Source organism: Ruegeria sp. HKCCA4633 (assembly GCF_013034605.1).
GTDB lineage: Bacteria > Pseudomonadota > Alphaproteobacteria > Rhodobacterales > Rhodobacteraceae > Ruegeria.
On sequence record NZ_WQGJ01000003.1, the window covers coordinates 1 to 15,055 of the forward strand.

General features: G+C 56.1%; 13 protein-coding genes. 7 read left to right on the forward strand and 6 right to left on the reverse strand.

The genetic code is table 11. The annotated features are described in order from the left end of the window. Nucleotides 1–162: 162 nt before the first annotated feature. From GOV85_RS09360 to GOV85_RS09370, 3 genes are all read right to left on the reverse strand, one after another. On the reverse strand, nucleotides 163–918 hold the full coding sequence (locus GOV85_RS09360; protein ID WP_171177312.1) for a sulfotransferase family protein: 756 nt from the start codon (nucleotides 916–918) through the stop codon (nucleotides 163–165). Between the two features lie 5 nt (nucleotides 919–923). After that, nucleotides 924–1,760 (reverse strand): hypothetical protein, encoded by an 837-nt coding sequence (locus tag GOV85_RS09365; RefSeq protein WP_171177314.1) that lies wholly within the window; start codon nucleotides 1,758–1,760, stop codon nucleotides 924–926. 527 nt (nucleotides 1,761–2,287) lie between these two features. Then, on the reverse strand, nucleotides 2,288–2,911 hold the full coding sequence (locus GOV85_RS09370) for a TetR/AcrR family transcriptional regulator (RefSeq protein ID WP_171177316.1): 624 nt from the start codon (nucleotides 2,909–2,911) through the stop codon (nucleotides 2,288–2,290). Between the two features lie 137 nt (nucleotides 2,912–3,048). Here GOV85_RS09370 and GOV85_RS09375 point away from each other — a divergent pair, with 137 nt between their 5' ends. The 7 genes from GOV85_RS09375 (at nucleotide 3,049) to GOV85_RS09405 (ending at nucleotide 11,893) form a co-directional block, all read left to right on the forward strand. Beyond that, nucleotides 3,049–3,513 carry a (2Fe-2S)-binding protein gene (locus GOV85_RS09375; protein WP_171177318.1) on the forward strand — a complete coding sequence of 155 codons (465 nt, stop codon included), beginning with the start codon at nucleotides 3,049–3,051 and terminating at the stop codon, nucleotides 3,511–3,513. Nucleotides 3,514–3,516: 3 nt separating this feature from the next. Continuing rightward, a complete protein-coding gene (locus GOV85_RS09380) occupies nucleotides 3,517–5,703 on the forward strand; it encodes a xanthine dehydrogenase family protein molybdopterin-binding subunit (RefSeq protein ID WP_171177320.1) in 2,187 nt (728 codons plus the stop codon). 130 nt (nucleotides 5,704–5,833) lie between these two features. Then, nucleotides 5,834–7,153 carry a glutamine synthetase family protein gene (locus GOV85_RS09385; RefSeq protein WP_171177322.1) on the forward strand — a complete coding sequence of 440 codons (1,320 nt, stop codon included), beginning with the start codon at nucleotides 5,834–5,836 and terminating at the stop codon, nucleotides 7,151–7,153. A 58-nt stretch (nucleotides 7,154–7,211) separates the two neighbouring features. Then, nucleotides 7,212–7,892: a type 1 glutamine amidotransferase gene (locus GOV85_RS09390; RefSeq protein ID WP_171177324.1), complete on the forward strand. Its 681-nt coding sequence runs from the start codon at nucleotides 7,212–7,214 to the stop codon at nucleotides 7,890–7,892. Continuing rightward, on the forward strand, nucleotides 7,892–9,250 hold the full coding sequence (locus GOV85_RS09395; protein WP_171177326.1) for a glutamine synthetase family protein: 1,359 nt from the start codon (nucleotides 7,892–7,894) through the stop codon (nucleotides 9,248–9,250). Before GOV85_RS09390 ends, GOV85_RS09395 begins: the two co-directional genes overlap by 1 nt. Nucleotides 9,251–9,258: 8 nt before the next feature. Continuing rightward, entirely contained in the window at nucleotides 9,259–10,563 is a 1,305-nt protein-coding gene (locus GOV85_RS09400) for an FAD-binding oxidoreductase (protein ID WP_171177328.1), read from the forward strand. Between the two features lie 115 nt (nucleotides 10,564–10,678). Next, nucleotides 10,679–11,893, forward strand: coding sequence for a DegT/DnrJ/EryC1/StrS aminotransferase family protein (locus tag GOV85_RS09405; RefSeq protein WP_171177330.1), 1,215 nt, complete (start codon nucleotides 10,679–10,681; stop codon nucleotides 11,891–11,893). Nucleotides 11,894–11,934: 41 nt separating this feature from the next. Here the strand turns inward: GOV85_RS09405 and phaR are convergent, their stop codons facing one another. From phaR to GOV85_RS09420, 3 genes are all read right to left on the reverse strand, one after another. Beyond that, entirely contained in the window at nucleotides 11,935–12,486 is a 552-nt protein-coding gene (gene phaR, locus GOV85_RS09410; RefSeq protein ID WP_171177332.1) for a polyhydroxyalkanoate synthesis repressor PhaR, read from the reverse strand. Between the two features lie 134 nt (nucleotides 12,487–12,620). Continuing rightward, complete coding sequence (locus GOV85_RS09415; protein WP_171177334.1) at nucleotides 12,621–13,067, reverse strand: phasin family protein; 447 nt, start codon at nucleotides 13,065–13,067, stop codon at nucleotides 12,621–12,623. 131 nt (nucleotides 13,068–13,198) lie between these two features. Next, nucleotides 13,199–15,001, reverse strand: coding sequence for an alpha/beta hydrolase (locus GOV85_RS09420; protein ID WP_171177336.1), 1,803 nt, complete (start codon nucleotides 14,999–15,001; stop codon nucleotides 13,199–13,201). Nucleotides 15,002–15,055: the final 54 nt, after the last annotated feature.

Here is a 15,055-nt window from a genome sequence, read left to right on the forward strand (position 1 = left end):
GACGCGGGCTCAGGTCATGGCTGGTCAGATCAGAAGCTTCGAACTTAAGTTTCTGAGCAGACTCATAGGACACATAAAGTTCCGGGATTGGACCGTAAGGCATAACCTTAGCGGGGCGTGAAACCGCCGCTGTTTTGACTCGCTTTTTGATCTTGCTTCTTTTCAGGCAGTTTCCGACACGCGGATGCGGTGCTTGTACAGGTGATTATAGTGAGGCTTCATCCGACGGTGCACACGGCGCACGCGTTCAGGGGCATCAGCCACTTCAACGTACTTTCGTTTTTGCGGTTTCAGACCGGTAGACTGGGCCAGGTTGGCATGAAAAGACCCACCGTCCCACCAACTATGCTCGGACGGGTCGCCACCAGCTTTCCAGGTCAGAGCCTCTTTGACGAAGGGGATGCCAACCGCATCGCAGAATGCCCGGGTCATGTCATGCGGGTTTTCCAGCAGGTCGTCACTGTCAACAACCGGAGGTTTTTTGCCGCCGTTCAAGGCTGTCAGCAGATCAAACAAAGCGCGCTGCTCGGGGAACCCGACCTCGAGCTCATCGAAATCCGGCCATTTGTTGTACATGGACGAAATCGTCTTGGCCGGGTCGCGGATCAGGAAGGCATGTGTGAAATGCGACAAGAATTCGGGGTCCCACATATGGTTGATATAATGTGGGAAATCCTTGATGAAGACCGGCCCTTTTGCGGCACGGGCTTTGATATCGTCCCACACACTTTCCAGGGTCAGGCCGGGGGTTGTGACTTCACCTTCCTGAAAACGCGGCCACATTGGGTCTTCACCCTGATACCAGGCTTCGCCAAATGGTTCATGCAGGCAATCCAGATCGCCACGTTGGCGCATCATCCATTCAAACGCGGTCGAGGTAGAGCGGGGAATCGCCCAGAGAGCTACAATCTTGTGCATTCGCTTCAGTCTTTCAGTGAGGAAAGCAGGCTGCCCTGCTGGGTTTCCGGAGCCAAGCCCAGGGTTTTGAAAATGCGCCAGTAAAGCGCGGTGTCATGGCCAATGACCGGCTTGCCAAGCCGTTTCTCCAGTTCGACTTCATAGTGAACCGGACGCTGGGCAATACCGTCGGACGGGCGGCGATAATTGCTCATCCCGTTGATCAGATAAGCATCGACATTGGGGGCCTTGTCAGCAGTATAATCGAAGGACTTGTAGATCAGCTCTTCTTCAAAACACCAAATGCAATCATCGACCGCTTCCTGGCTGTTGAACCAACCCTGATCAAAAAAGTTACCGGCCCAGACCACATCAAACCCGGCTTCTTTCAGGAACCCAACTGTGCCTTGATACCAAGTGTCCCTGTGATAGCAGGCGTTGAGCGCGACCTTTTCCACATTCTGATCACGCAGCGCTTCAACCATCGAATAGCCTGCCATGTGAAACGGTGTTTCGTACTTGTCGCTCAGCATTTCGATATGCTGACGGATACCTTCTACACCCAGACCACTGGCATGCACCCAATTTGAACCGACCTGCCCACAGACGTCCGCCCCATTGTTGGCCATGCATTCCATGAATTCTTCCAGCAGGCCGAAGTTCTTTTTGCGTTGATCCAGCCTGTGAGCATAGTCCGGCACATGAAGCATACGGCCGTGCACACCAACACTGCGCGGTGCCATGCGCAAGAAATCAGACGGGGCCGCGTCAAAGTCATGCGGAGGACAAGTAAAACCAACCTGATGCGGAAAGAGCTTGACCTTGGGGTTTTCCCACTTGGGTGGCTTTACGTAACTGTTCATCGCTCATCTGTTCCCTTGGAGAAACCTGGTAGAGAGTTAGAACTGTTTTGCTTTGCATTCCCATTGCTTTTTTGTGCTCATACTCATACCAAAATTGATATGATGTTCCACTTACGAAAATTGCCGCCCAAGAGCTCACTGATAACCCTTGAAGTGGTAGCGCGATTTCGGGACTTCGTCGTACCGCCTAAGAACTGAAAACACCGAAATCAGCAGTCAGCCGTCGTATTGATAATTTGAAATCCGATGTTGGGTCGCGTTCTTTTCGATCAGTACAGAATGCCAAGGATTTCGCGCGGCCGACAGACGCCTTGGGACCGCCGCTTCTGGAGCCCCAAATTGAGTTACAGTTGGATGGTTAGGGCTGGTTGGCAAAGCGCGCATTCTTTCAATGCCGGTTGGCCGATTTCGGAAGAATCCGATAGCTGCATCTATTTTCCGCAAGCCGCCGCGCATTGCGAAAGGTTAAGCTGGATCGGTGCCGTGTTGTTGACGCAATGTGTGGCCTACGTGACACCCACGTGCGCTCAAGAGGCGGGCAAGTCCGGATCGATGCCGTATCTGCTGATCATCATCTGAACACTGCTTTCGATCGTGTCCTCCATTTCAGCCTTGGTCAGCGTTCCGCCGGTAAACAACAAAGGCCAGAAGGCGCGTGCTTTGATCAGGCCGATAAACTCTTGCCCGGCCTGTTCGGGGTCGTCGATTCTCAGCTGCCCATCTTCAGCCGCATCTTTGAGCATGGCGATAAATGTAGCGGTCTTATCCAGTTTGCCCTGCGCCTCAGCCGCGAGCACAGGGTTGCGCAAGGTTTCGCTGATGACCATCCGCGCCATCGCAATGACATCCGGCAGCATTAGAATTCGTCCCTCGGCCCAAGCCAGGTCGGTGAGTTGCTCGCGAATATCGCGACCCTTTTCATACCGGATTTCCAGCACCTCGGCAAAACGGCTGGACAATTCGATCACGATAGACCGGAACAGATTTTCTTTACTTTCAAAATACTTGTACAGCGTACGCTTCGACACTTCGGCCCGCGCAGAAATGCGATCCATGCTTGCTGCGGCAAAACCCTTTTCCTGGAATTCGGCCACGGCAGCTTCGATGATCTGTGCGGACTTGGACGCATTCGGTGTGCTGCATTCATTCATACCCGAGCTATAGACCTATTGACGGGGGCCGGTCAAACCCTAGGTAAACGCAGGAGTTTACAGGCGCGAAGTATTGTGCCACATGTAAACCCGCCAGTTTACCGACTCGGGCAACAAGCCAACACGGAGACCCCCTCATGGCCATAAATCTGAAACTGAACGGCGAGACGCATACGGTCGAAGCCGAACCCGGCACCCCCTTGCTTTGGGTAATCAGGGATGAACTGAAACTGACGGGAACCAAATTCGGCTGCGGCGTTGCCTCTTGTGGCGCATGCACGGTGCATTTGAACGGAGAACCCGTCCGCTCGTGCCAGACGTATATCGAAGATGTCGAAGATGCCGAGATCACCACAATCGAAGCGATCGGTGCGGACAAGATCGGCTCGGCCGTCCAGCAAGCTTGGGTCGAGCTTGATGTCGTCCAATGTGGATACTGCCAGTCGGGTCAGGTCATGTCGGCCGTTGGCCTACTGTCTGAGAACCCCAAGCCCAGCACCGAAGAGATCGACGAATACATGTACGGCAACGCCTGCCGCTGCGCGACCTACCAACGTATCCGCGCCGGTATCCAGCGTGCATCCGAAATTCTGGAGGCCTGATTCATGACTATCAACACTTCCCGCAGGGGGTTTCTGAAGGGTGCAGCTGCCGCCGGTGCGGTTCTGCTGGTTGGTGCGCGTCCCGATGGCGCGATTGCCGCAGCGTCGTCCGAGAACGTTCAGCTCAATCCGTTTGTGCGGATTGATGCCGACGGCACCGTGACTGCGATCGTGAAGCATTTTGAAATGGGTCAAGGCCCAGCGACCGGTCTGCCGACGATTATTGCCGATGAAATCGGCCTGCGGATGGACCAGATCGAGTATGACTTTGCACCGTCAAACCCCCAAGTTTACGCCAACCTTGCATTTGGTCAGGCCCAGGGTACCGGCGGCTCGACCGCTATCGCCAACTCATGGCAGCAATACCGCCAGGCCGGTGCCGCTGCGCGTGAGATGCTGATCACAGCCGCCGCGCAAGCCTGGGGCGTGGACGCGTCGGGCGTGACGATCGATGAAGGTGTTGTGAAGGCGGGCAGCAACGAAGCTCCAATCGCCGAATTTGTGGCGGCTGCATCGCAGCTCGAAACTCCGGCAGAGCCGCGCCTGAAAGATCCGTCAGAGTTTCGTTTGATCGGCAACCCGGATGTGCGCCGCAAGGATTCAGCCATCAAGGGCAACGGTCAGGCGATCTATGGTATGGATTTGCACTTACCCAACCAGATGATCGCCATGATCAAACGCCCTGAGGCGCGCGGTGCCACTGTTACTGGCTTTGACGATAGTGTCGCGAAAGAGATTAAGGGCTTCATCAACGCTGCGACTCTGCCCAACAATGCGGGCGTCGCTGTCTACGCCGAAAACACTTGGGCTGCGATTCAGGCCCGTGATGCGCTTGAGGTCGAGTGGGACATATCCGCAGCCGAAACGCGCAATTCGGATGAGATCGAGGCCGAGATTCGTGCCGCTCTGGACGCCGAGCCACAGCACAATGTGAATAAAGCGGACATGGCAGCCGTTGCAAAGGCAGTCGACGGTGCGGACACGGTGATCGAAGAGACATTCTTCTTCCCGCTTCTGGCGCATGCCCCGATGGAGCCAATGAACTGCACCATCGAACAAACCGAAGATGGTGGCATCCTGCTGCACGACGCTGCGCAAATCCCCACGATCACCCATTTCGCCTTCGCCGAGATTTTCCAGCTTCCTCCGGAAAAAATCCAGATCAAGACGCTGCTTGCAGGTGGGTCCTTCGGTCGCCGCGCCACTCCGGATGCGGATTATCAGGTCGAAGCCGCCTTGGCCTTTGTACTTACTGATCGGACGCGCCCGGTGAAACTGGTCTGGACTCGCGAAGATGACATCCGCGGTGGATACTACCGTCCTGCTTTCGGCCACAAGGTCCGTGTCGGACTGGACGGTCAGGGCAATGTAGTCGGCTGGCAGCATAAGGTTGCGGGACAGTCGATCATGAAAGGCACACCGTTTGAGTCTGTGCTGGTCCATGACGGCGTCGACCACAGCTCGGTCGAGGGTATCGCAGACAGTCCTTACGCCATCCCGGGCATGTCACTGGGTTTGACCGACACGGCCAAGGCGACCTCGCTTTTGTGGTGGCGTTCGGTGGGTCACACCCATACGGCCTATGTCATGGAAACCATGATGGACAAAGCTGCCGAAGCAGCAGGGCGTGATCCGGTTGAATTCCGTCTGGCGCATCTGAACGATGCGACCAATGCCGACCAGGCCCGCAAGGCCGGCGTTCTGAAACTGGCTATCGAACAGGCGGGTTGGGGAAATGCACCGGCTGGTCATGCGCAGGGCATCGCGGTGCACAAGTCATTTGGTTCGTATGTTGCCGAGGTTGTCGAAGTGTCCGGCGACGTGGACAGCGGCATTCGCATCGAAAAGGTGACTTGTGCCGTCGATTGCGGAATCGCCGTAAATCCCGACGTGATCAAGGCGCAGATCGAAGGTGGTGTCGGTTACGGCATCGGCCACGTCATGCGCGATCAGATCACGCTCACCAGCGGTGCCGTGGATCAGACAAACTTCCCGGATTACGAGCCGCTGCGGATCAGTGACATCCAGGCCATCGACGTGCACATCGTTCCTTCGGCTGAGGCGCCGACCGGTGTGGGTGAGCCGGGCACGCCCCCATCCGCTCCGGCGCTGGCGAATGCGATCCGCGCCCTGACGGGCGTTAAGGTCACGACCCTGCCGATGGCGGAAAACGGCGTTACATTCGCCTGACCGAAAACTTTAGGGCTTCGGCGTTACTTGCGTCGACGCCCTTTTGCTTCCCGCACAATTTGATCAAATTTGATGACAAAGCAAATCCATTGAAGTACATCTCGGGGGAATAGCACCGACGGAGCCCCCAATGGACCTGAGCGCCCTGCACAATTTCCGAGTTGCCGCATGTGACCTGAACGGTCAGATGCGTGGCAAACGCGTCCCCGCTAATTATGCAGACAAGCTGGAAAAAGGTGCGGTGCGGATGCCGTTCTCGGCCTTGAACGTTGATCTGTGGGGTGCTGATATCGACGGCAGCCCTTTGGTCTTTGAAACAGGCGACGCCGATGGCGTGTTGCGCCCGACGGAACGTGGACCAGTGCCGGTTCCTTGGCTTGTAAATGAAACGGCGTTGGTTCCAATGAGCCTTTTTGACGACGATGGGACTCCGTTTGCCGGAGACCCGCGCCATGCCCTGGCCACCACGTTGGAGCGCTATGCACAGCGTGGCTGGTCGGTTTTGGCTGCAACCGAGCTAGAGTTCACTCTTGTTGATGCCTCTGGCCCGCAACCGCAGCCTCCGTTGAATCCAATCACCGGTCGCCGTCTTTCGCATGAGGCCGTTCTATCAGTTGCCGAAATGGACGCCTTCGAAGCGTTTTTCACTGACCTGTATGACGGTTGCGCCGACATGGGAATCCCGGCGCAGACTGCCATTTCAGAAAGCGGCGTGGGCCAGTTCGAGATAAACCTGAACCACCAAGACGCCATGCGCTGCGCTGACGATACGTGGCTTTTCAAGGCCTTGACGCGGGGGCTGGCCCGCAAACACGGGTTTGCGGCAACTTTCATGTCCAAGCCCTACGCCGAGGATGCAGGCAATGGGATGCATGTGCACTTCTCGGTCCTGGATCAAGACGGGCGTAACGTGTTTGACAATGGCGGGCCCGAAGGCACAGAGCTTCTGACGTCGGCCGTAGCGGGCTGTGTTGCGGCCATGCCTGGCAGCACATTGATCTTTGCGCCGCATGGAAATTCTTACACGCGACTTGTGCCGGGCGCACATGCGCCGACCGGAGCGTGCTGGGCCTACGAGAACAGAACCGCGGCCATTCGTATTCCGGGTGGCGCGCCGGCAGCACGTCGCATTGAACACCGTGTTGCTGGGGGCGACATCAATCCATACCTTATGCTGAGTGCGGTTCTGGGCGCAGCCCTAATAGGTATCGAAGACGGGCTGCAGCCCCCTGCCCCAATCACCGGAAACGCCTACGATCATCCGGACCTGCCGCAGTTGATGCCAGACTGGTCCACGGCAATAGACCGGTTTGAGGCAGATCCCCTGATCGCCCGCCTGTTCCCTGCCGATCTAATCCGGTACCTGGCAATGACCAAGCGGCAAGAGATTGCCCGATTTGAAAATATTCCTTCAGAGGCACACTGGCTGAGCTATCTTGAGGCGGTTTGACCCTCTTGCCGCCCTGCACGGACTCAGCTAGAATGAATTTGATCAAATTTGGTGTCACATGAAAATCGGCATACTACAAACCGGCCACACCCCAGATGTGCTGCAGGATGAATTTGGGGATTACGACGCTCTGTTCCCCAAACTTCTTGATGGCCACGGGTTTGATTTCGAAACATTTGCGGTTGTGGACAATGTCTTCCCAAACGGAGCCGATGACGCAGATGGTTGGGTCATCACCGGATCGCGCCATGGTGCGTATGACGACCTGCCTTGGATTGCACCGCTGGAAGCGTTGGTCCGAGAGATCCACCAAAGCGGCAGGCCGCTCATTGGCGTGTGTTTTGGCCACCAGATCATTGCGCAGGCCCTAGGTGGCAAGGTCGAGAAATTCTCGGGCGGGTGGGCCGTGGGGCGGACAGAGTATGACTATGATGGGGACAAGGTCTGGCTAAATGCCTGGCATCAGGATCAGGTTGTACAACTCCCTGATCAGGCTCGTGTTCTGGGACGGAATGCATTCTGCGAAAACGCGATGCTGGCCTATGGAGACACGATCTGGACAGTTCAGGCGCATCCAGAATTTTCTAACGGATTCGTTTCGGGCCTGATGCGGACACGCGGCAAAGGCGTGGTTCCCGATAACCTTATGCGAGCAGCCGCAAACCGTGAAACTGCACCCGATGACAATGCAAGAATCGCGCGCCAAATGGCCGAGTTTCTAAAGAAAGAGAGAGCCTGATGGCTGATTGGACTGATAAACTGCCGGACGCCGCCAAAGCGTATTTCCACGGACAGAGGCTGGACGAGGTTGAATGCATCATCTCGGACCTGCCTGGTATCGCACGGGGTAAGGCTGTGCCTGCTTCAAAGTTTGCAAAGCAGTCGTATTTCCACCTGCCCGACAGCATTTTCTACCAGACCATCACAGGTGGCTGGGGCGAGGCCGCGGGTGAAGATGGCTTTATCGAGCGGGATATGATCCTGAAACCCGATTTCTCGACCACCTCCGCTGCGCCCTGGACCGGAGACTGGACGCTACAGGTGATCCACGACGCTTATGACCGGGACTACAATCCTATACCGTACAGCCCGCGCAATGTTCTTAAGCGTGTTGTGCAACTCTATCACGACAAGGGATGGAAACCCGTTGTCGCGCCCGAGATGGAGTTTTTCTTGGTCGCGCCCAATGTCGACCCGGCACAGGGCATCAAGCCTATGATGGGTCGCTCTGGCCGCCCGGCGGCGGCACGACAGGCCTATTCCATGACAGCAGTGGACGAGTTTGGTCCGGTGATCGACGACATCTATGATTTCGCCGAACATCAGGGGTTCGAGATCGACGGCATCACGCAGGAAGGTGGAGCCGGACAGCTAGAGATCAATCTGCGTCACGGCAATCCGATCAAGCTGGCGGATGAGGTGTTTTACTTCAAACGCCTGATCCGTGAAGCTGCGTTGCGCCACAACTGCTTTGCGACTTTCATGGCCAAACCGATCGAGGAAGAGCCCGGATCGGCCATGCACATCCACCATTCGATCATCGACATGGAAACGGGAGAGAATCTCTTCTCCGGTCCGCAGGGCGGTGAGACGGACGCGTTCTACCACTTTATTGCAGGGTTACAGAACCATCTGCCCGCCGGCCTGGCCGTGATGGCGCCTTATGTGAACTCCTACCGACGCTATGTGAAAGACCATGCAGCGCCGATTAATCTGGAATGGGCCCGCGATAACCGCACAACCGGCATCCGCGTCCCGCTTTCTGGCCCCGCGGCGCGCCGTGTCGAAAACCGTATCGCCGGGATGGACTGCAACCCGTATCTGGGCATCGCATTGTCACTGGCCTGCGGCTATCTGGGCCTGGTCGAACAGGAGCGCCCCCGCCGCCAATTCTATGGCGACGCTTATGAAGGCGAAGGGGATATTCCTCAGGTCATGGGGGAAGCGCTGGATCTGTTTGACGAGGCTACGGCCCTGCATGAGGTCCTTGGGCCCGAATTTGCCCGCGTCTACGGCATCGTGAAACGCGCCGAGTACGAGGAGTTCCTGCAGGTCATCTCTCCGTGGGAACGCGAGCATCTGTTGATCAACGTCTGAGACACGCCGTGAACCTGCTTTATTCGAATGACCGCAAGGGCGAATACCCTGCCAGTTGGTACGCTGCGACTGCGAACCCGATGGATCGTTTTCCTGCTCTGTCAAAGGATACCAAAGCAGACGTATGCGTTGTAGGTGGTGGCTACACCGGCCTGTCAGCAGCGCTGCATCTGGCCGAAGCCGGGTTCGACGTCGTGTTACTCGAAGCCCATCGCGTCGGCTTCGGCGCGTCCGGTCGCAATGGTGGCCAATTGGGCAGTGCGCAACGGATGGATCAGGAAGATCTCGAACGCCTTGTTGGCGATGCAGATGCTACCAAGCTGTGGGATTTGGCCGAAGACGCCAAGGATCTGGTCAAGTCTCTGATCGCCAAACACCAAATCAACTGCGACTTGAAACCCGGAATTGCGGTTTTGGGCCTAAGCTCTTCAGAGCAAAAAGAGCTGCATGATCACGCCGGTCATCTGTCGGGACGGTATGGCTATGATCAGATTGAGCTATTGGATGAAAACGCAGGCCGCGCGCTCTGCCCGTCCCCGGCTTACAAAGGCGGCTATCTGGATATGGGCGCGGCGCACCTTCACCCCTTGAACTATGCCTTGGGGTTGGCGCGCGCGGCGGCGAAAGCGGGTGTGCGGATCTACGAAAACACCGAGGTCACCGGGATTGATGAAGCACGACCTGCAGTACTCCATACCTCTAACGGGACCGTTCGGGCCGAGCATGTGATCCTGGCGTGTAACGGCTATCTGGGCGACCTCGATCGCTCTGTGGCTTCTCGGGTCATGCCCATCAACAACTTCATTGCCGCCACCGAACCACTAGGCAGCGATGCCGGACGTGTTTTGACACAGGATGTCGCGGTTGCTGATACCAAGTTCGTTGTGAACTATTTCCGCCTGAGTGCGGATGGTCGACTGTTGTTCGGGGGCGGCGAAAGCTATGGCTACCGTTTCCCTTCAGATATTGCCGCCAAGGTTCGCAAACCCATGACCGAGATTTTCCCGCATCTGCGCGATGTCAAAATCGATTATGCTTGGGGGGGAACGCTCGCAATCACCATGCGGCGAATGCCCTATCTTACCCGCGTGGCACCAAATATCCTGTCGGCCTCGGGCTATTCCGGTCATGGCGTCGGCACTGCGACACATGCCGGACAACTCATGGCCATGGCAATACAGGGACAGGCTGAAGGGTTCGATACAATGGCGCGTGTGCCTGCCTTGCCCTTTCCCGGCGGACCCGCCCTGCGCAACCCGCTGCTGGTACTTGCGATGACCTGGTTCGCGCTGCGCGACCGTCTTGGGGTCTGATCCACTTAAACATTATGACAGATTGGTGAATTCTCGCCGCAGCGTGGAATGAGCGCTTGGCTTGCCACGTGAATAGCTTTATCTTTCCCAAAGATAGAATTCGGGAAAACCAAATATGACGCTTCCACCAAACGTTCATGACGCCGAACCCATCCCCGCAGCCGCCCGCGAAGCCATCGACGCCTTGATGCAATCAGGCGATCTGTTCCGCTATACCGCACCGCAAGATGCCCCGGTGGCCTTGCTGGAAGCCGAGTTCGCGGAATTGCTGGGTTCGAAATACGCTCTTGCGGTTTCTTCTTGCTCGGCCGCGCTGTTCCTGTCGCTCAAGGCGCTGGATTTGCCTCGCGACGCACGCGTTCTGATACCCGGCTTTACCTTCGCCGCAGTGCCCTCTTCTGTCGTGCACGCGGACTGCATTCCGGTTCTGTGCGAGGTGGGTGAAAACTATCGCATCGACATGGTAGATTTCGAGGCCAAGCTGGGCAACGCTCAAGCCGTGATCATCAGCCATATGCGCGGACATACGTCAGACATGGATGCCATCATGGACCTGTGCGACGCGCGCGACATCCCGGTGATCGAGGACGCAGCACATTCGCTGGGCACCACGTGGCATGGCCGCAATATTGGCACCATTAGCAAGGTCGGCTGTTTCTCGTTCCAGTCTTACAAGATGATCAACGCAGGCGAAGGCGGCATACTGGTCACGGATGATGCTGATATGGTGGCCCGCGCCGTCATCATGTCTGGCGCGTATGAGCATAACTGGAAGAAGCACAAAACTCCGCACGGCGACAACTCGTCCGAGTTGGAAGAGGCCTTTGCCCGCTGGCAGAACAAACTGCCGCTGTATAACCTGCGTCTCAGCAATCTGAGCGCGGCGGTGATCCGTCCTCAGATCCCTGAACTTGCGCGCCGTGTTCGCGACGGCCTGGCAAATCACGACTATGTGGCCGAGCGCCTGAACACATCACCCTATATCGATGTTCCCGCACCGCTGGCACCTGAAAGGCGAGCGCCCGACTCGATCCAGTTCAATCTTGTTGGCATGGACGAGGCCGAGATTCGCACCTTTGCCGCCGCATCCGAGGCACGTGGTGTGAAAGTGCAGGTCTTTGGTCTGAGCGAGGACAATGCCCGTGCATTCTGGAACTGGCAGTTCTTGCCCGAGAAATTCGAGCTTCCCCAAACCCGCGCCATGCTGATGAAAGCATGCGACGTGCGCCTTCCCGTGCGACTAACACGCGAAGAGCTGGATGTGATCGCGGATATTCTGCTGGCTTCTGTGGGCGAAGTGACCGGCCCGATGCCGGTCTATGGCACCTAAAAAAACAGGCCCGCTTAACTGCGGGCCTTTTCTTTTCGATTTCAGTTCAGCTTGGACAGCTTCTGCTGAAGCTCTGCCAGTTGTTTCTTGATGTCGTCCAGGTCCTCTTTCGGCTCGGCCTTTTCCTCTTCCGCGTCAGGCGAGGACCAGCCGCTGGACAAACCACCAGTCATGGCTTTCAGGAACGCTTGTTGCTGCGCTTGCAGCGCGTCGAAGCCCGGCATCTGCGACATCGGGTTCATGGCGCTCATATTCTCCATCATCTTGCTTTGGCTTTCACGAAGCATCTCGAACGAGCTTTGCAGGAATTGTGGCATCATACCCCCACCCGGCACCATATAGCTGCGGACCAGATCGTTCAGCACATTAACCGGCAGTACGTTTTCACCGCGGCTTTCATGTTCAGCAATGATTTGCAGAAGATATTGACGTGTCAGATCATCCCCGGTTTTCAGGTCGATGATCTGAACCTCGCGCCCATCACGGATAAACCCCGCAATATCTTCGAGCGTCACGTAATCGCTGGTCTCGGTGTTATACAGCCGACGGCTGGCATAGCGCTTGATCAGCAGCGGTTTTTCTTGGTCCGACACCGGGTACCCTCCCCAAGGATGATGCGTTGCAGCACAGGTTATGCGACTGCAGCACAAAAAGAAAGGGCAGGTCAATGGACCTGCCCAACGCGATTGCACCTTTAGGGAGGATAAGGTGCCTATCGCGGACGTTCTTACTTGGCCGCTGCGGCTTTCTTAGCAGCAGTGGTCACGTCGTTGGTTGCTTTCTTGACAGCAGCAGTTGCTTCTTCTGCAGCGTCTTTGCCAGCAGCCATCAGCAGCTCGACGGTTTCGGTCTGAACTTTTTTCGCGATTTCAGCGAAAGCAGCCAGGTTTTCAGCTGCGACTTCAGCCGACGCGCTTGCAAAATCGGTTGCCGCTTTTGCGTAGTCAGCAGGCTCTGTCTTTGCTTTCGACATCTCGGTCAGCTTGGCCAGGGTGTCCTTGGTCCATTTGTTCGAGATCTCGGCCGATTTCTCAGCAGCTTCCAAAGCAACGCCCGACAGCTTTTCGTTCAGCGAAGCGGTCGATTTGAATGCGTCTTCCATTGCGGTGGTGTCCACCGGGAATGCGCCCATCATGTCTTTCATGATCGCGCTAAAGTCTTGGGTCTTTGCCATTGTCCTAATCCTTTTAGCCGGTCCGGGCCCACCCCGGGCTTCATCAGCTTGAGGACAATATGATTGCTGCATCGCAGCATTGCAAGTTTTTTCTTGCTGCGATGCAGAAAAATTTAAGTTTCAAAATGAAATCAGGCGTTTGGATTTGCCAAAACGTAGGTACCCGGAGCCGGAGCTAGGCTTGGGTATTCCGAATCGCCGGCAACGCGTGCGGGCACCTGTTTCCCGGACCGTTTCTTCAGCCATGCGTCCCACATCGGCCACCAGGACCCTTCATGAAAGTCTGCCTCCTTAAGCCAAGTGTCGGAATCCAGTTTCAGGTCTGGATTGGTGTAGTGTCCGTACTTCTTTTTGCTCGGAGGGTTCACGATGCCTGCGATATGGCCCGACTCGGAAACCACGAAAGTCTTCGAACGCGATCCCATTTTCTGAACGCCCCGGTAGCAGTCTTTCCAGGCAGCGATATGATCGGTTTCGCATGTAACGGCCATCAAAGGCACATCTACATCGCTGACGGACAGTTTGTGTCCCAACAGCTCAAAACCGTCTGTTGCGAACTCGTTACGCTGACACAGGCCGCGCAGATAATCGACGGCCATTTTCGCGGGAAGGTTCGCGCCATCGCCGTTCCAGTAGAGCAGATCAAAGGCCGGAGGCACCTCGCCCATCATGTAACTGCGAATGGCTGGTCCATAGATCAGGTCGCGTGACCGCAGGAACGACATCGTGCGCGCCATGATCCACGAGCGCAGCACGCCTTCCTTGTTCACCTCTTCCTCAATCCCGTCGATGAAGTCGTTTTGCAGGAAAGGCGTGAATTCACCCTGATCAGAAAAATCCGTTAATGCCGTGAACAGCGTGGCTGATTTGACCGACTTATCCCCGCGCTGCTTCATCAGCGAAAGAGTCAGGCTAAGAGTAGTGCCCGCGATGCAGTAGCCGACCGCGTTGACCTGTTTGACCTTGCAGATCTTCTTGGCAACGTCGATTGCCGTCAAAAAGCCGTCCTGAATGTAATCTTCCATGCCGGTTTCGGCATAGCTTTCATCCGGATTGACCCAGCTGACAACAAATAGGGTGTAGCCTTGCTCGGTGATCCACTTGATCATGCTGTTCTGTGCTTTGAGGTCCAGGATATAAAACTTGTTGATCCAGGGCGGGAACAGGACGATTGGTGTCTCGTAGACAGTGTCTGTCGCAGGCTTGTACTGAATCAGCTCCATCATCCGGTTGCGATAGACCACTTCACCCGGTGAGGTTGCCAGGTTTCCGCCGACCTCGAACGCATTTTCGTCCGCCAGCTTTACCACCAGTTCGCCATCGTTGGCTTCCAGGTCGGCAACAAGGTTCTCCAGCCCTTTGATCAACGATTGGCCTTCTGTCTCGACCGCTTTTTGCAAAGCATCAGGGTTCGTCGCCAGAAAATTGGTCGGCGCCATCATGTCGATGATCTGTTGCGAGAAATACTGCAAGCGCCGCTTGTCCTTGGTATCAAGATCGTCGACCAAAGCGACAGCTTGCGCAATAGCCTGGGCGTTGGTTTGGTATTGTTGACGGATCAAACGGAAATAGGGGTTGGTTTCCCACAAGGGGTTCGAGAAGCGCTTGTCTCCGGGGGAGGAGATTTCGTCATCCGCTTCGCCTTTTGTCAACGCACGCTGCGCTTCAGCAAAGTTCAGAACAGACTTTCCCCAGAATTCTATCTGCTGCTCCAACAGTTTGGCGGGATTTTGCCAAGCTTCGGCCCAATATGCCGTTGCTGCTCGTGCGAAAAGCTCTTGATTCGGGCCATCTAATGCAGGTGTGTGAGGCTTTTTAGTAGCCATGACCTCAATCAAACGCTTCGAGAGTTGCTCGACCTTTTCCATATTTTCTTTAAGGCGTTCAATGTGTTCGTCTGATACGTCTGGCATTTGGTCTTCACTTGTTGTCATTTTAACAATTCCCCCCTAACCTCGCTGCTATGCAGAATAACGTCGTGGGTGCTG